The following is a 14,764-nucleotide window of genomic DNA, read 5'->3' as shown; positions in this document are numbered from 1 at the left end:
GGGATGGGACAGGCCCGGGGGGTGGGCATGAAACTCGAGGTGCTGCCGGTGCTGGGCATCGGCGACGTCACCGAGGGCGACGACCTGGCCGCGTTGATCACGACCGCCGCGCCGTGGCTGCGCGACGGCGACGTGCTCGTGGTCACCAGCAAGATCGTGTCGAAGGCGGAGGGCCGGGTGGTCGACGTACCGGTTGACGGCCCGGAGCGGGAGGCGGTCCGCGCGGAGTTCCTCGCCGCGGAGACCGCCCGCCCGGTGGCCCGGCGCGGCACGACCCGGATCGTGCAGACCCACCACGGCTTCGTGATGGCGGCCGCCGGCATCGACGCCTCCAACGTGGACCGTTCCCGGCTGGTGCTGCTGCCGAAGGATCCGGACGCCTCCGCCCGGGCACTCCGGGCCGGACTGCGGGAGCGGCACGGCGCGGACGTCGCCGTCATCGTCTCGGACACCATGGGCCGGCCCTGGCGCAACGGCCTCACCGACGTGGCGCTCGGGGTCGCCGGGATGCCCGCGGTCCGGGACCACCGGGGCGAGATCGACCCGTACGGCAACAAGCTGAGCATCACCCAGATGGCCGTGGTCGACGAGCTGGCCGGCGCCGGCGAGCTGGTCAAGGGCAAGTGCGACCAGGTACCGGTCGCGGTGATCCGCGGTTACCTGACCGCGGCCGAGCCGGACGACGGTCCCGGCGCGGCCACGCTGGTCCGGGACGCCGGGCAGGACCTCTTCGCGCTGGGCACCGCCGAGGCGCGGGCGGAAGGGCTGCGCGCCGCCGCCGTGCTGGGCGAGTCGGCGGTGCCACCGGGCCGATGGGCCGGCGCGGACGGCGAGCCGGCCGGGTCGGCACCGGCCGCCGACGCGGCGGCCCGGGCGATCGCCGCAGTGGCCGGGGTGGTCGCGCCCGGCACCGTCCTCACCATCGACACCGCCGCCGGGGTACGCGCCCGGCTCGGCACCGCCCCACCCTCGGCGCGGCCGGGTGACTCGGAGCGGCCGGGTGACTCGGAGCGGCCGGGTGACTCGGAGCGGCCGGGTGACGCCGCCGTGATCGACTGCCGGCCGCCGGACGCCGCCGATCCGGCCGCGTTGATCCGGTTCGGCGCCGATCTGCACCGGCTGCGCGCGGCGCTGGCCGCCGAGGGAGCCGGGTCGACGCTCCTGTCGCCCCCGACCGGCGCCGTGGGGGCCACCGTGCTGGTCACCGTCGCCCCGGCACCGCAGGGCTGACCGCCGGCACCCGCTCAGCCGTCCAGCAGGGCCCGGCCGAGCGGGGTCAGGCTGTGCAGCACCGTGTTGCGGTCCCGGTGGCTGACCAGCAGTCCCGCGTTGCGCAGCACGGTCGCGTGCTGGCTGGCCGCGGCGGCCGAGATGTGCAGCCGGCGGGCCACCTCGCCGGTCGAGCAGCCGTCGCCCACCGCCACCAGCACGCTGGCCCGGGTGCGGCCGAGCAACGCGGCCAGGGCCTCCAGGCCGCTCTCGCCCCGACCACCTGCCGGGACCAGACCGGCCCCCTCACCCGGAGCCGGCGCCAGCCCGCCGAGCCGGTCGACCGGATAGACCAGGACCGGGGCGAGTTCGGGATCGAGCAGGGTCACCGGGGTACGGGCGCAGAAGAACGACGGGACCAGGAACAGCCCACGCCCGTCGAGGTGCAGCTCCCGGTCGGCCGGATAGTCCGGCACCTCCAGCACCCCCGCGTCCCACCGGCTGGCCGGGCGCAGGCTGGCGAGCAGCCCCTCGACCCCGCCGTCGAGCAGGGCGCGGGCCCGGCGGATCCGGTCCGCCTCCACCGCCGCCTGCACCCGTCCCCAGTACGGCTCGATCGCCGTCTCCCGGTAGGTGCGCATCGACTCGGTGAGGTGGCCCAGCACCTCGGAGTCGCCCCGGGCCAGTGCGGAGGCCGAACCGGGCAGCGAGAGCGGGTTCTCCGCGGCGAGCAGGGTGAGGTCCCGCTCCAGCGCGGCGACCGGTGTGGACCGTACGGCGTCCAGCCCGGCGTCGAGCCCGTGCACGCTCTGGGACGGGGTGAGAAAGTCGGGGAAGTATCCGCGCGGCGGGTTGAGCGCGAAGAGCAGCCGCAGCCGGGCGAGGGTGTTTTCCCGGCGCAGCCCGCCGGAGACGTTCCGCCGCCAGCCGGCCATCACCGGATCCCGGCTCCGGCCCTGGAGCAGGTGCAGGCTGAGGACCAGCTCCCAGACCGGGTCGGCGGCGGGGGCGACGCGGGTCCGGGCAAGGTCCTCGCTGGAGAAGAAGATTCTCAGCACGGCATGCACTCCCGAATCGCCGGACGGGGGCTGCCCGGCAACCAGTCGCACTCTACCGGGCGCCATCCATCTGTGTCTTTCAGCCTGAGCTGAAAGACCTCGACGGCCACCCGGGCCAACCGGCATGCTCGCTGTGCCGGCAACGGGATCCGCTGGCGTCGTCGACGCCGGTGGTCCTACGGCATGCCGGGCGGGGGAGGAACGCGACGTCCGGACGGTCACCACGAGGGTTCGCGGCCCTTGTTCCGCGAAGGTGCCGTCCGGGCGGTCGCTTCCGCCACCCCTGCCTCCGCGAGGCGTTCAGGAGCCGGCGTCCGCCGCTCCTCCTTCGACGATCCGCAGCGCCACCCGATGCTCCTCGTCGGTCACGTAGTAGCGGGTGCCCTCCAGTTCGGTCAGCCCCTCCACGTTGCGCAGCGGCGCCAGGTCCGCGACCAGCACGCCGGGCGTCATCGGCCGACCCGGGCCCTCCGGTTGCCCGAACCGCACGTGCCGGCACGCCACGTCGCCGCCGCTCGGATGGTCGTCGAGCAGCACCGAGCCCTTGTCGAGCGCGTCGATCGACCCGATCACCGCGTCGTACGAGCCGTCGCCCCGGGCGGAGAGCGCCCGGAAACCGGTCAGCTCCCCCTCGGCGGTCACCCCGGTCAGCGCGTACGCCCCGACGACCCGGGGCCAGCCCCGCCGGTCGAACATCTCCGCCAGGTCACAGACCTCGACGAGGATCGGTTCGCCCCGGGCGGTGACCGGAAAGCGCAGGCCGAGCAGGAGCGTGCCGGCCGGGGTGAAGGCCGCCGCCTCCACGTTGACCGGCAGGTCCTCGGCGGCCAGCCGGCTCACCCAGCTCTTCGCCCGGGCGGTGCCCCGGTCGACCGTCGCGGTGATGAACCGGTGCCGGATCAGGGCGCCCCCGGGCAGCGGGACGATCCCGGCGCGCGGCAGCGCGTCGTTGACCGCGCGGTGCAGCCGGAACTGGTTGCGGACCACCTGTAGCCGGGGCCGGGCGGCGACCGCCTCCGGCTCGCGGAACCGGGCCACGAAGGCGCGTCGGGGCCGCAGCGGGCCGGCCTTCGAACCGAAGTGCGACCCGACCACGTAGACCCACTCGCCGTCCCGGGCCAGCGCCTCGGCGTCGTCGGTACGGCCGTTCTCCTCGCCCGCGTCCATCGGGACGTGGTGGGTGCTCCACCCGCCGTCGTACCCCTGCACCAGCAGGGCCAGGGACTGCTCGACGGGTCCCTCGTCGAGCACCGTCCAGCAGGCGCGGCGGGCGCCGTACGCGGCGAGCAGTTCGGGTGAGCGCACCGGCAGCAGGTCACTCGCCTCGTTGCCGGTGAGGCCGAGTTCCACCGTGCTCGGGGGGTGCGTCATGAGGATCATGCTACGGCTGGTCGCATAGGGTGGCGCCGTGCTGGAAGCCCTGTACGCCGACGCCGTGGCGCTGCTCACCGACTGGCGGCCGCCGACACCGGCGGCGCGGGCCGCGCTGGAGGAGACGCTGCGGCTGCTCCACGACGGCGGGCCGGCGGCGATGACCCGGGCGCACCGGGCCGGTCACGTCACCGCCAGCGCCCTCGTGCTGGACGCGACCGGCGAGCGGGTGCTGCTCTGCCTGCACGGGCGCTTCCGGCGCTGGGTGCAGCTCGGCGGGCACTGCGAGCCCGAGGACCTGACGCTGGCCGGGGCCGCCCTGCGGGAGGCGACCGAGGAGTCCGGCATCGAGGGACTGCGGCTGGACCCCGTACCGATCGACCTGGACATCCACCCGGTGGCCTGCCAGGGCGGCTCCCTGCACCACGACGTACGCTTTGCCGTCGTCGCCCCGCCAGGGGCGGTCGAACGGGTCAGCCCCGAGTCGGTGGAGCTGGGCTGGTTCGCGCCGGACGCCCTGCCGGAGCCGCTGGCCGACGCCACCGCCCAACTGGTGGCGCCGGCGCTCGCCTCGCTCAGACGTAGTTCTCTTCGCCCCGCTCCTTGAGTTCGTCGACGAGCTTCTTGACCTCCTGGGCCCGGTCCCGGGGGCAGACCATCACCGCGTCCGGGGTGTCCACCAGGATCAGGTCCCGGACCCCGAGCGCGGCCACCAGCCGGCCGGAGTGCGGGACCACCACGAGCCGCTCGGTGTCCCGGAGCAGCACCCCCGGCTTCGGCTCGACCATCTCCGCGCCGAGCACCACGTTGCCGTCGGAGTCCGCCGGCAGTACGTCGCCGAGGGTGTCGAAGTCGCCCACGTCGTTCCAGCCGAAGTCACCCGGCACGGTGGCCACCCGGCCGGCCGCCGCCGCGCCCTCCATGACCGCGTAGTCGACGGAGATCTTGGGCAGCGTGGGCCAGATGGCGCCGAGCACCTCCTCCCGCTGCGGCGTGTCCCAGGACTGCGCGACGGAGGTGAGCCCGGCGTGCAGCGCGGGCTGCTGCCGGGCCAGCTCGGCCAGGAAGACGTCGACCCGCCAGACGAACATGCTGGCGTTCCAGAGGTGCCGTCCGGACCGGTAGTAGCCCTCCGCGACCTCCGTCGCCGGCTTCTCCTTGAACTCGTCGACCCGGCGCAGCGGACCGGTGCCGACCAGCTCGCCGCACTGCAGGTAGCCGTAGCCGGTCTCCGGCCGGGTGGGCTTGATGCCCACCGTCATCAGCAGGCCCTGCTCGGCGCCGATGATCGCCTGCCGGACCGTAGCCACCCAGGTTTCCGGGTCGCCGATCAGGTGGTCGGCGGCGAACGAGCCCATCACCGCCTCCGGCTCGCGCAGCGCGATCACGGCGGCGGCCAGCGCGATCGCCGCGCAGGAGTCCCGGGGCGAGGGCTCGACCAGGATGTTCTCCTCGGGCAGCACGGCCAGTTGCCGGGCCACCGCGGCCACGTGCGCGGCACCGGTGACCACCATGGTCCGCTCCGGTGTGGTCAGCGGGGCGAGCCGGCCGACCGTCGCCTGGAGCAGGGAGTCCGCGTTGCCGGTGAGCGGATGGAGGAACTTGGGATGACCGGCACGGGACAGCGGCCACAGACGGGTGCCGCTGCCGCCCGCCGGGATGACGGCGAAGAGCATCAGCACATCATGCCGGACACGTGGCGTCGGTCACCCACCCTTGCCCGTACCGGCGACCGCCGGGGTGCCGGGGCACCCCGGTCGGCTCAGGCGCGGGCCCGGCTCCAGGCGGCGATGTGCACCTCGGCGCTCGACTCCCAGGTGAACTCCTTGGCCCGGTCGAAGCCGGCCTTGGCCAGCGCCAACCGGCGTGCCTCGTCGTCGAGCAGCGAGCCGAGGTCCGTCGCGATCTGCTCCGGATCCTCGCTGGTGTAGGCGACCGCGTCGCCACCCACCTCGGGCAGCGACAGGCGCGGAGTGGTGAGCACCGGCGCGGCGCAGGCCATCGCCTCCAGGATCGGCAGGCCGAAACCCTCGCCGTAGGACGGATAGGCGGCGACCAGCGCACCCCCGAGGAAGCCCGGCAGGTCGGCGTAGCGCAGGTAGCCGGGGCGCAGCAGCCGCAGGTGGGCCGGCACGTCCGCCACCGCGCGGTCGATGTCGTCGTCGTGCCCCTGGCCACCGGCGATCACCAGCGCCGGCGGGTCGGGCCGGTCCTTCACCGCGAGCACCCAGCCACGGATCAGGTTCGGTACGTTCTTGCGCGGCTCCTTGGCACCGAGGAACGCCACGTAGTTGTGCCCGCCCAGGCCGAGCCGGGCCCGCACCCGCGCCTTCTCCTCGTCGGTCGGGGCGTGGAACGCCGACTGGTCGACCCCGTGGTAGGCCACGTCGATCCGGGTGGGGTCGGCGTCCAGCAGCCGGATCAGCTCGTCCCGGGTGGCCTTGCTCGGCACGATCACCCGGTCCGCCCGGCGCAGCGAGGTCTTGATCGCGCTCCGGAAGAAGGTGCGGCGGGTCTTGTCGTAGTGCTCCGGTTCGGTGAAGAAGGTCGCGTCGTGCACGGTCACCGTCACCGGACAACCCGCGCGTAGCGGGCAGGTGTAGAAGGGCGCGTGCAGCACGTGCGCCCCGACCTGCTGGGCCAGCAGCGGCAGACCGGTCTGCTCCCAGGCCAGTCGGGCGGGCCGGTGCGCGACCGCCGCCGGAGCGGGGATCACCTCGGCGGCGGGCAGCATCCGGGTGTAGCGCTCCGCGTCGGTGCGGAGCCCGACCACGGCCAGCTCCAGGCCCGATCCGATCACCTTGCCGAGGGCCCCGAGCAACCCGTCGACGTATCTACCCACGCCGCCCCGGTCGGCGGGGACACTCGTGGCGTCGATGAGCACGCGGGGCGGGCGACCGGCGGTCACTGGGCAACTCCTCGGCTGGCGGTGTGGGTCGGCTTGCGGGATGGGTCGACCAACGGTGTGGGCAAGAACACGTCATCGAGTTGTGGGAAACAACACCTACACCAAGCCTACGCCGGGTCGGGCGGAGCGCGTTGACGGCGACCCGTCGGTCAGCTGTCTTTCCGGTGACTGTGCCGGCCGCGCCGACGCGCTCGACGGACGCGCGGTCCGATCGATGCCCGCCCGCCGGCCGACCTGTCATCCCGACCTGGGTATCGTCGCGGGCGATGGCCGACAACATTGCCCGGGTGTTCACCGCCGCGGTCGCCGCGGACCCGGCCCGACCGCTGCTCACCTGGTACGACGACGCGACCGGCGACCGTACCGAACTCTCCGGCGCGACCCTGGCCAACTGGGTCGCCAAGACCGCGAACCTGCTGGTCGACTCGGCGGGGCTGGCCCCCGGCGATCCCGTCGGGGTGCTGCTGCCGCCGCACTGGCAGACCGCCGCCGTACTGCTCGGCGCCTGGTCGGCCGGGGCGGCCGTACACGACGACCCGGCCCGGCCGGTCGACGTGCTCTTCGCCGCCGCCGACCGGATCGACGCGGCGGCGGCCTGGCCCGCCGGCGACCGGTACGCGCTCGCGCTCGCCCCGTTCGCCGCCCCGCTGCGCGAACTGCCGGCCGGGTACGCCGACTACGTGGTCGAGGTGCGCGGGCACGGTGACCACTTCAGCCCGTACCCGCAGGGCGGGCCGCAGGACGCGGAGCTGGTCGGCCGGGCGGCCCGGCGCGCGACGGAGCTGGGGATCGGGGCCGGTGACCGGGTGCTGATCGACGCGGCGCGCCACCCGGACCCGGTGGACTGGCTGCTCGCCCCGCTGAGCGTCGGGGCCAGCGTGGTGCTCTGCGGCCGGCTCGACGCCGACCGGCTGGCCGGCCGGGTCGGGACCGAACGGGTGAGCGTGGAGTTGGTCTAGCCGGTCACCTCGGCCGCGCGGCCCGCCCGGCGCTGCCGGGCGATCCGTTCGAAGGCGACCAGCGACTCCGGGTTGGCCAGCGCGCCGGTGGCGGCGGCGGAATCCACCGGCGTACCGGTGAGGATCCTCTTCACCGGTACCTCCAGCTTCTTCGCGGACAGGGTCCGCGGCACCGCGCCCACCTGGCGGATCTCGTCCGGCACGTGCCGGGGCGAGAGCGCGGTACGCAGTTCGCGGGCGATCCTCGCGGTCAGCGCGGCATCCAGGTCCAGGCCCTCCGCCAGCACCACGAAGAGCAGCAGTTCACCGGCGCCGCCCTCGTCGTCCTCGATGTGGATCACCACGGAGTCGACCACCTCGTCCAGCCCCTCCACCACGGAGTAGAACTCGGCGGTGCCGAGCCGTACGCCGCCGCGGTTGAGGGTGGCGTCGGAGCGGCCGGTGATGACGCAGCCGCCACGGGAGTTGATCGTGATCCAGTCCCCGTGCCGCCAGACGCCCGGATAGACGTCGAAGTACGCCTCCCGGTAGCGGCGGCCGTCCGGGTCGTTCCAGAACCCGACCGGCATGCTCGGCATCGGCGCGGTGATCACCAGCTCGCCGAGCTGGTCGAGCACCGGCACGCCGTCGGCGGAGCGGGCCTCGACCCGGGCGCCCAGGCAGCGGCAGGCGATCTCCCCGGCGTGCACCGCGAGCAGCGGTACCCCGCCGACGAAGCCGGTGCAGACGTCGGTGCCGCCGGAGAGCGAATCCAGGCGCAGGTCCGGGCCGACCGCCTCGTACACCCAGCGGAAGCCCTCGGCGGGCAGCGGTGCGCCGGTCGAGCCGACCCCGCGCAGCGCGTCGAGGTCGGCCAGTTCCGCCGGGCGCAGGCCGGCCTTGCGGCAGGCCAGCAGGAACGGCGCCGAGGTGCCGAGGTAGGTGGTGCCGGTCTCGGCGGCGAGCCGCCAGAGCGCCCCGAGGTCGGGGTGCGCGGGGTTGCCGTCGAAGAGCACGATCGCGGCGCCCACCGCCGGGCCGGAGACCAGGAAGTTCCACATCATCCAGCCGGTGGTGGTGAACCAGAGGAACCGGTCGGACGGCCCGAGGTCGTGGTGCAGCGCGAGCATCTTGAGGTGTTCGAGCAGGATCCCGCCGTGCCCGTGCACGATCGGCTTGGGCAGCCCGGTGGTGCCCGAGGAGTAGAGCACGTAGAGCGGGTGGTCGAAGGGCACCGCCGCGAAGGAGAGCGGCTCGTCGCTCTCCGCGGCCAGGTCCGCCCAGGTCAGGGCCGCGTCCGCCGGTGCGGCGTCCGGATCGAGATAGGGCAGGACCACGGTGTGTACGAGCGACGGCAGCGCGTCCCGGATCGCGGCCACCTCGGCCCGGCGGTCGACCCGCTTGTCGCCGTACCGGTAGCCGTCCACGGCCACCAGCACGGTCGGCTCGATCTGCCGCCAGCGGTCGGTGACGCTGCGGGTGCCGAACTCGGGGGCACAGGAGGAGAAGATCGCTCCGAGGCTGGCGGTGGCCAGCATCAGCACGAAGGTCTCCGGGATGTTCGGCGCGTACGCCGCGACCCGGTCGCCGGGGCCGACGCCCAGCCGGGCGAGGCCGGCCCGGACCCGGCGTACCTGGTCGCGGAGCTGGGCGGCGTCGAGGGTGACCGGGGGCCGGGTCTGGCTGTGCCCGATCACCACCGGGTCGTCGTCGGCGAGGCCGGGCATCCGCAGCACGTGCTCGGCGTAGTTGAGGGTGGCGCCGGGGAACCAGCGGGCGCCGGGCATGCCGGCGTCGACGAGGGTGGCGGTCGGCTCGGTGTACGCCCGGACGTCGAAGTAGTCCCAGATCGAGCGCCAGAAGCCGTCGAGGTCGGTGACCGACCACTGCCAGAGCGCCGGGTAGTCGTCGAAGTCGAGTCCCCGCTCGCTGCTCAGCCACCGCAGGTAGGCGCCGATCCGGGACCGGTCGCGCACGTCGGCCGGCGGCGTCCAGAGCACCTCGCCCACCATCGTCGGCTCCTCCCCGCTTAGCCAGTGGTCCGCCTAGCCAGTGGTCCGCCTCACTGGTCCGCCGTGCCATTGTGGCGTACTCCGACCCGCCATTCTGCGCACCGGAAGCCGGCCGGTACGCGTGCCCGGCCCACATGGCCGTCCCCCGGCACATGTGGGACGACCACGGCGGGCGGCCCGGCGCGGGGCAGGCGGCCCGGCTCGACGGCTCGATACCCGGTCGGCAGCCTGTAGAGCTGCCCCACCTACGCGCCCACCCACGGCCGGCAGCCAGCCGCCCCGGCCGACCGCAGCCTGTAGAGCTGCCCCGCCTACGCGCCCACCCACGGCGGGCGGCCTCGCGCGGCGGGCGGCCTCGCGCGGCGGCTCGATACCCGGTCGGCAGCCTGTAGAGCTGCCCCGCCTATGCGCCCACGCACGGCCGGCAGCCGGCCGCCCGGCCGACGGCGGGCGGGTGCCCCGCCTGTGCGCCCAGCTCTACAGGCGCCCGGGGACCCTTGCGGCGCCAGGCCGACGCCACCGGGCGCGAGCAGGGTGCTGGCGGGGGCAGGGTGCTGGCGGGGGCAGGGTGCTGGCGGGGGCGCTGGCAGGACGGCCGATCGCCGCCCCTCGCCGGCGGCCCGTCAGGCGGTGGAGGTGCCGGTGCCGGTGCCTCGGTGGTCCTGGATGGCCCGGCGCTTGGCCAGCCGGTGCGCCCGGCGGATCTCCGCCTCCCGGAAGCGGCGCTCGTCCTCGGCGGTCTCCGGCAGCACCGGGCGCACGGCGCGGGGATTGCCCGCGACGTCGACCCCGACGAAGACCAGGTACGCGGTGGCCACCACGATCGGGTCGTCCTCGGCGCTGTCCCAGCGCTCGGCGACGACCCGCACGCCGACCTCCATCGAGGTCTGGCCGGTCCAGTTGACCTGGGCGTGCGCGTGCACCAGATCGCCGACCCGGACCGGCTCGGCGAAGACGATCTCGTCGATCGCGGCGGTTACCGCCGTGCCGCCGCTGTGCCGGGCCGCCGAGGCACCGGCCACGTCGTCGACGAACTTCATCAGCACGCCGCCGTGCACCGTGCCGTACAGGTTGACGTCGACCGCCGTCATTATCCGGCTCAGCGTGACCCGGGAGTAGGCGGTCGGCTTTCCGGCCGGCGGTGGCGTGGCCTGCTCGGTCTGGGCGGCGTCGCTCGGGGTGGTGTGGCCGGGGGCGGTGTCGGTCATGGCGGCAACGGTACGGCGCCCCCCGGGGCCACCCGCCGGTGTCGACCCGCCCAGTGACCCCGGTTACCGCGGGTGAACACCGCTGCCCGTACGGCAAGATCGGTGCGGCCGGCGCGGGACAGGCTGACCGATCCCTCCGGAGGCGGTACCGTGCGCGGATGCGACATCTCTGGAGCTTTCTCGCCGGACTGGTGGCGGCGCCATTGACCTGCGCGATGATCGCGCTCGGTCAGGACGGATCGGCCCGCACCGTCGCCGGTTGGGTGGAACTCGACAGATTCAACACCGCGAACCTGATCCAGGCGGCCGTGTACCTCGGGGTCGCCGGCGTCCTGCTCGGCCTGCTCGGCACGCTGCGGGTGTCGCCGCTCGGGCCGCTCGTCGCCGGTCTGCTGCTGGTCGCCCCGTACGTCGGTCTCTTCATCGACCCGTTCGCGGTGCGGAACGCCGTCCCGACGAACTGGGAGGTGTTCGGTGACCCGCTGCCGCTGCTGGCGGTGCTGGACAACGGCACGACCTTCCTGATCGGCGTCCTGCTGCTGATGGCGACGTTCAGCGTCCAGCGCTGGCGGCGGTGGCCCGCCCCGGCCGACGCCACACCGACGCCGCCCCCGGCCGACGAGGAGGAGCACACGCCGACCGACTGGTCGCTGCTGAACAACCCGCCGGAGAGTGACGTGTCACCTCCGACGCTGCGCTATCCCGAGCCGGACACCGAACCGCTGCCCCCGCTGCCCCGTCGGGAGGGCGAGTCGCCGTGGGCAGCCCCGCCGCGTACCGCCGGCAAGCGCGACGGTGCCGCGGACAGTTCGACGAGCTGACGACCGCCCGGCGGGTCGTATCCGCGACCCGCCCCGACCGTTCGGGTCGGACGTGCGTTGCCCCACCCCGGTACGGTGCCTGAGGTGACCGGCTGAGGAGGTTGGACGTGCGACATCTTGGATCGCTGCTCCTGGGGCTGGTCAGCGTGCCGCTGCTCTGGGTGCTGACCGGCGTCGGGCTGACCCGGTTCAACACCGGCATCGTGCGGGAGCAGGCCGGTGGCGTGGTCCTCGGGCTCGCGCTGCTGGTCGTCGCGGGCGTGCTGCTGGCCGTCCTGCTGGTCCCCCGGATCTCTCCGGTCGGCCCGGCCGTCGCCGGGCTCTGCTACCTGCTGATGGCGGCCTGGACCGCGGTGGACTTCCGGTCGCTCGTCGACGTGCTGCCGGCGAGCTTCCTCGGCACCCCGCAGGCGCTCACCGCCCCGATCGGCGGCCTGTGCGTGCTGCTCGGCGTCGCGCTGCTCGGCACCGTGGCCAGTCCGCGTCGCTGGCGGAGTGGCGATCCGGCACCGGCCGGATACCCGGTCAACGCCGGGCAGCAGGGCCACCCGCAGTACCCGGCGCCCGGGCCCGGCGTCCTCCCGCCGAACTACGGTCCCGCGATCGGCCCGGCCAACCACCCCCAGTCGGCGCCGCCCAACTACGGGCCTACCGTCCCGTCGAACTACGGGCCCACCCCACCGCAGAACGCACCGTGGATGCCGCCGCAGCATGCCCCGACGACGCCGCCGAACGCGCCGTTCGGGCCGCCGTACCAGGCGCCGCCGCCCGCCACGCCGGCGCAGGGCCGCCCGCCGAGCCCGCAGTCCGGTACGGACGGGACCCAGCAGTTCACCGGGGGCGCCGGCCTGGCGGACGACGGCACCGACGGGGTCACCCGCCGACTCGGTGACGACAGCCGACCGAGCTGACCCGCCCGGGAGCCGACTCCCGCACATCGACCTCCTGCGGCCCGGCCGTGGTTTGCCGATTTCCGGTCCCGCGGGCAGCGGAAACGCGAGAATGAGGCAGCCGGGGCGGCGCGGTGACGGGAGTGCACGATGCGCGGAGCCATGACCACCGTGGGTGAGCTGCTACTGAGCCGGCTCCACGACCTTGGCGTACGGCACATCTTCGGCCTGCCCGGCGACTACAACATGGAGTTTCTCGACCAGATCGAGGCGTTTCCGGGGATCGAGTGGGTGGGCAGCTGCAACGAGTTGAACGCCGCCTACAGCGCCGACGGCTACGCCCGGCTGGCCGGCATCGCGGCGATCGTCACCACCTTCGGTCCGGGTGAACTCTCCGCGGTGTGTGGCCTCGCCGGGGCAATGGCGGAGTCGGTGCCGATCGTGTCGATCGTGGGCGGGCCACCGGTCCGGATCATGGAGCAGCACGCGGCGATGCACCACTCGCTCGCGGACGGCGACTACGACCGTTGGGTCCGGGTCGGCCGTGAGGTGACCGTGGCCCAGACCAGCCTGACCGCCGACAACTTCCACCTGCCCCCGGCCACGGACGTCCTGCTGGCGCCGCTCTGGGGCGCGATCGGGTACGCGACGCCGGCCGCCTTCGGCGCGGGGATGGCGGAGCCGGCCCGCCGGGTCGTCCTCATCACCGGCGACGGCTCACTCCAGCTGACCGTCCAGGAGATCAGCCGCATGCTCGGCACCGGCCAACGTCCGATCATCATGGTGCTGAACAACGGCGGCTACACGGTGGAGCGGGCCATCGAGGGCCCACACCAGCCCTACAACGACATCGACACCTGGCGCTACGCCGAGTTGCCGACGGTGTTCGCCCGGAACGCGCCGGTCGACTCGCACGTGGTCACCACCGAAGGGGAACTTGCCCGGGTCTTCGCCGGCCTGTCCGGCAGGCCCGACCGGTTGACCATCATCGAGGTACGGCTGGACACCGAGGATGTGCCGGCCGGTATGCCCCGGTGGGGGCAGGAGACGACCGCCCTCGACTACCAGGTACGGATGTCCATGGACCCGCCCCGGTTGCCGTGGGGTGGCCTGCCGGAGCAGACCGCGAGCTGACCCGAGCCGTCGGCTCGGGAACCGGCTAGGCGACGCCCTTGAGCAGGTGCCGCGCCATCACGATCCGCTGCACCTGGTTGGTGCCCTCGTAGATCTGGGTGATCTTGGCGTCCCGCATCATCCGCTCCACCGGGTAGTCGCGGGTGTAGCCGTACCCGCCGAGGAGCTGGACCGCGTCGGTGGTGATCTGCATGGCGGCGTCGGAGGCGAAGCACTTGGCCGTCGCGCCGAAGTAGGTCAGGTCCGGCTCGTCCCGCTCGGACTTCCCCGCCGCCGCGTACGTCAACTGGCGGGCCGCCTCCAGCTTCATCCCCATCTCCGCGAGCATGAACTGGATGCCCTGGAACTCGGCGACCGCCTTGCCGAACTGCCTGCGCTCCTTGACGTACCCGATGGCGTAGTCGAGCGCGCCCTGCGCGATGCCGACCGCCTGGGCGGCGATGGTCACCCGGGTGTGGTCCAGGGTCCGCATCGCGGTCCCGAAGCCGGTGCCGGGCGCGCCGATCATGCGGTCCGCCGGGATCCGTACGGTGTCCAGGTAGACCTCGCGGGTCGGCGAGCCCTTGATCCCGAGCTTCTTCTCCGGGGCGCCGAAGCTGACCCCGGGGTCGGACTTCTCCACCACGAAGGCGGAGATGCCCCGCGAGCGCGCGGCCGGGTCGGTGGCCGCGAAGACCGTGTAGTAGTCGGAGACGCCGGCGTTGGTGATCCACCGCTTCACGCCGTTGAGCACGTAGTGGTCGCCGTCCGCGACCGCCCGGGTGGTCATCGCGGCGGCGTCGCTGCCCGCCTCCGGCTCGGAGAGGCAGTACGAGAACATCGCCTCGCCCCGGGCGACCGGCGGCAGGTAGCGCCGCTTCAGCTCGTCCGAGCCGGCCAGCAGCAGCGGCATCGTGCCGAGCTTGTTGACGGCCGGGATCAGCGAGGAGGAGGCGCAGGCGCGGGCGACCTCCTCGATCACGATCGCGGTGGCCAGGGCGTCCGCGCCGGCACCGCCGTACTCCTCGGGGATGTGCGGGGCGTGGAAGTCGGCGGCGCGCAGCGCCTCGTACGACTTCATGGGGAACTCGCCGGTCTCGTCCGCCTCGGCGGCGTTCGGCGCGACCCTGGCGGTGCAGACCTCCCGGACCGCCTCCCGGACCGCCTCGTGCTCCTCCGGCAACTGGTACACGTCGAATGCCGACCCGCTGCTCATCGCGGCCCTCCCCGTCACTC

The 14,764-nt window shown here is 74.0% G+C and carries 13 protein-coding genes; 6 read left to right on the top strand and 7 right to left on the bottom strand.

The window, feature by feature from the left end; genetic code table 11:
- Positions 1-27 precede the first annotated feature (27 nt).
- Positions 28-1,230 (top strand): coenzyme F420-0:L-glutamate ligase, encoded by a 1,203-nt coding sequence (locus ACQEUR_RS04375; protein ID WP_433025969.1) that lies wholly within the window; start codon positions 28-30, stop codon positions 1,228-1,230.
- A gap of 14 nt (positions 1,231-1,244) precedes the next feature.
- Here the strand turns inward: ACQEUR_RS04375 and ACQEUR_RS04370 are convergent, their stop codons facing one another.
- Together ACQEUR_RS04370 and ACQEUR_RS04365 are read right to left on the bottom strand one after the other, a co-directional pair.
- Complete coding sequence (locus ACQEUR_RS04370; protein ID WP_433025504.1) at positions 1,245-2,267, bottom strand: ArsR/SmtB family transcription factor; 1,023 nt, start codon at positions 2,265-2,267, stop codon at positions 1,245-1,247.
- A 300-nt stretch (positions 2,268-2,567) separates the two neighbouring features.
- The gene (locus ACQEUR_RS04365; RefSeq protein WP_433025501.1) at positions 2,568-3,638 is read right to left on the bottom strand and encodes a hypothetical protein; all 1,071 of its coding nucleotides are present in this window, start codon (positions 3,636-3,638) and stop codon (positions 2,568-2,570) included.
- A 37-nt stretch (positions 3,639-3,675) separates the two neighbouring features.
- Between ACQEUR_RS04365 and ACQEUR_RS04360 the strand changes: the two genes are divergently transcribed.
- Positions 3,676-4,245 carry an NUDIX hydrolase gene (locus ACQEUR_RS04360; RefSeq protein ID WP_433025498.1) on the top strand — a complete coding sequence of 190 codons (570 nt, stop codon included), beginning with the start codon at positions 3,676-3,678 and terminating at the stop codon, positions 4,243-4,245.
- Here ACQEUR_RS04360 and ACQEUR_RS04355 read toward each other — a convergent pair.
- Positions 4,214-5,314: a mannose-1-phosphate guanylyltransferase gene (locus ACQEUR_RS04355; RefSeq protein WP_433025494.1), complete on the bottom strand. Its 1,101-nt coding sequence runs from the start codon at positions 5,312-5,314 to the stop codon at positions 4,214-4,216. The two genes, ACQEUR_RS04360 and ACQEUR_RS04355, sit on opposite strands and share 32 nt — an antisense overlap.
- An 86-nt stretch (positions 5,315-5,400) precedes the next feature.
- A complete protein-coding gene (locus tag ACQEUR_RS04350) occupies positions 5,401-6,546 on the bottom strand; it encodes a glycosyltransferase family 4 protein (RefSeq protein WP_433025491.1) in 1,146 nt (381 codons plus the stop codon).
- Positions 6,547-6,812: 266 nt separating this feature from the next.
- Between ACQEUR_RS04350 and ACQEUR_RS04345 the strand changes: the two genes are divergently transcribed.
- Positions 6,813-7,505 carry a TIGR03089 family protein gene (locus ACQEUR_RS04345; RefSeq protein ID WP_433025488.1) on the top strand — a complete coding sequence of 231 codons (693 nt, stop codon included), beginning with the start codon at positions 6,813-6,815 and terminating at the stop codon, positions 7,503-7,505.
- Here ACQEUR_RS04345 and ACQEUR_RS04340 read toward each other — a convergent pair.
- Both ACQEUR_RS04340 and ACQEUR_RS04335 read right to left on the bottom strand, forming a co-directional pair.
- The gene (locus ACQEUR_RS04340; RefSeq protein ID WP_433025966.1) at positions 7,502-9,493 is read right to left on the bottom strand and encodes an acetoacetate--CoA ligase; all 1,992 of its coding nucleotides are present in this window, start codon (positions 9,491-9,493) and stop codon (positions 7,502-7,504) included. The two genes, ACQEUR_RS04345 and ACQEUR_RS04340, sit on opposite strands and share 4 nt — an antisense overlap.
- A 626-nt stretch (positions 9,494-10,119) precedes the next feature.
- Positions 10,120-10,704 carry an acyl-CoA thioesterase gene (locus ACQEUR_RS04335; RefSeq protein WP_433025485.1) on the bottom strand — a complete coding sequence of 195 codons (585 nt, stop codon included), beginning with the start codon at positions 10,702-10,704 and terminating at the stop codon, positions 10,120-10,122.
- A 158-nt stretch (positions 10,705-10,862) separates the two neighbouring features.
- Here ACQEUR_RS04335 and ACQEUR_RS04330 point away from each other — a divergent pair, with 158 nt between their 5' ends.
- The 3 genes from ACQEUR_RS04330 to ACQEUR_RS04320 all read left to right on the top strand — a co-directional run bounded on the left by ACQEUR_RS04330 (position 10,863) and on the right by ACQEUR_RS04320 (position 13,549).
- Positions 10,863-11,525 carry a hypothetical protein gene (locus ACQEUR_RS04330; RefSeq protein ID WP_433025482.1) on the top strand — a complete coding sequence of 221 codons (663 nt, stop codon included), beginning with the start codon at positions 10,863-10,865 and terminating at the stop codon, positions 11,523-11,525.
- A 107-nt stretch (positions 11,526-11,632) separates the two neighbouring features.
- Positions 11,633-12,436 carry a hypothetical protein gene (locus ACQEUR_RS04325; RefSeq protein ID WP_433025479.1) on the top strand — a complete coding sequence of 268 codons (804 nt, stop codon included), beginning with the start codon at positions 11,633-11,635 and terminating at the stop codon, positions 12,434-12,436.
- A gap of 129 nt (positions 12,437-12,565) precedes the next feature.
- On the top strand, positions 12,566-13,549 hold the full coding sequence (locus ACQEUR_RS04320) for a thiamine pyrophosphate-binding protein (RefSeq protein ID WP_433025476.1): 984 nt from the start codon (positions 12,566-12,568) through the stop codon (positions 13,547-13,549).
- Between the two features lie 25 nt (positions 13,550-13,574).
- On the opposite strand, the gene ACQEUR_RS04315 is transcribed toward ACQEUR_RS04320, so the two are convergent.
- Positions 13,575-14,744 (bottom strand): acyl-CoA dehydrogenase family protein, encoded by a 1,170-nt coding sequence (locus tag ACQEUR_RS04315; protein WP_433025473.1) that lies wholly within the window; start codon positions 14,742-14,744, stop codon positions 13,575-13,577.
- Positions 14,745-14,764: the final 20 nt, after the last annotated feature.

Origin of the sequence: Plantactinospora sp. CA-290183 (assembly GCF_050936375.1) — a bacterium.
Classification (GTDB): Bacteria; Actinomycetota; Actinomycetes; order Mycobacteriales; family Micromonosporaceae; genus Plantactinospora.
This window is presented reverse-complemented; position numbering and strand designations above follow the sequence as displayed.

Coding starts and splice junctions, on each gene's coding strand:
- ACQEUR_RS04375 (WP_433025969.1), top strand. CDS start 28: ATGAAACTCGAGGTGCTGCCGGTGCTGGGCATCGGCGACGTCACCGAG.
- ACQEUR_RS04345 (WP_433025488.1), top strand. CDS start 6,813: ATGGCCGACAACATTGCCCGGGTGTTCACCGCCGCGGTCGCCGCGGAC.
- ACQEUR_RS04315 (WP_433025473.1), bottom strand. CDS start 14,744: ATGAGCAGCGGGTCGGCATTCGACGTGTACCAGTTGCCGGAGGAGCAC.
- ACQEUR_RS04330 (WP_433025482.1), top strand. CDS start 10,863: ATGCGACATCTCTGGAGCTTTCTCGCCGGACTGGTGGCGGCGCCATTG.
- ACQEUR_RS04365 (WP_433025501.1), bottom strand. CDS start 3,638: ATGACGCACCCCCCGAGCACGGTGGAACTCGGCCTCACCGGCAACGAG.
- ACQEUR_RS04320 (WP_433025476.1), top strand. CDS start 12,566: ATGCGCGGAGCCATGACCACCGTGGGTGAGCTGCTACTGAGCCGGCTC.
- ACQEUR_RS04335 (WP_433025485.1), bottom strand. CDS start 10,704: ATGACCGACACCGCCCCCGGCCACACCACCCCGAGCGACGCCGCCCAG.
- ACQEUR_RS04355 (WP_433025494.1), bottom strand. CDS start 5,314: ATGCTCTTCGCCGTCATCCCGGCGGGCGGCAGCGGCACCCGTCTGTGG.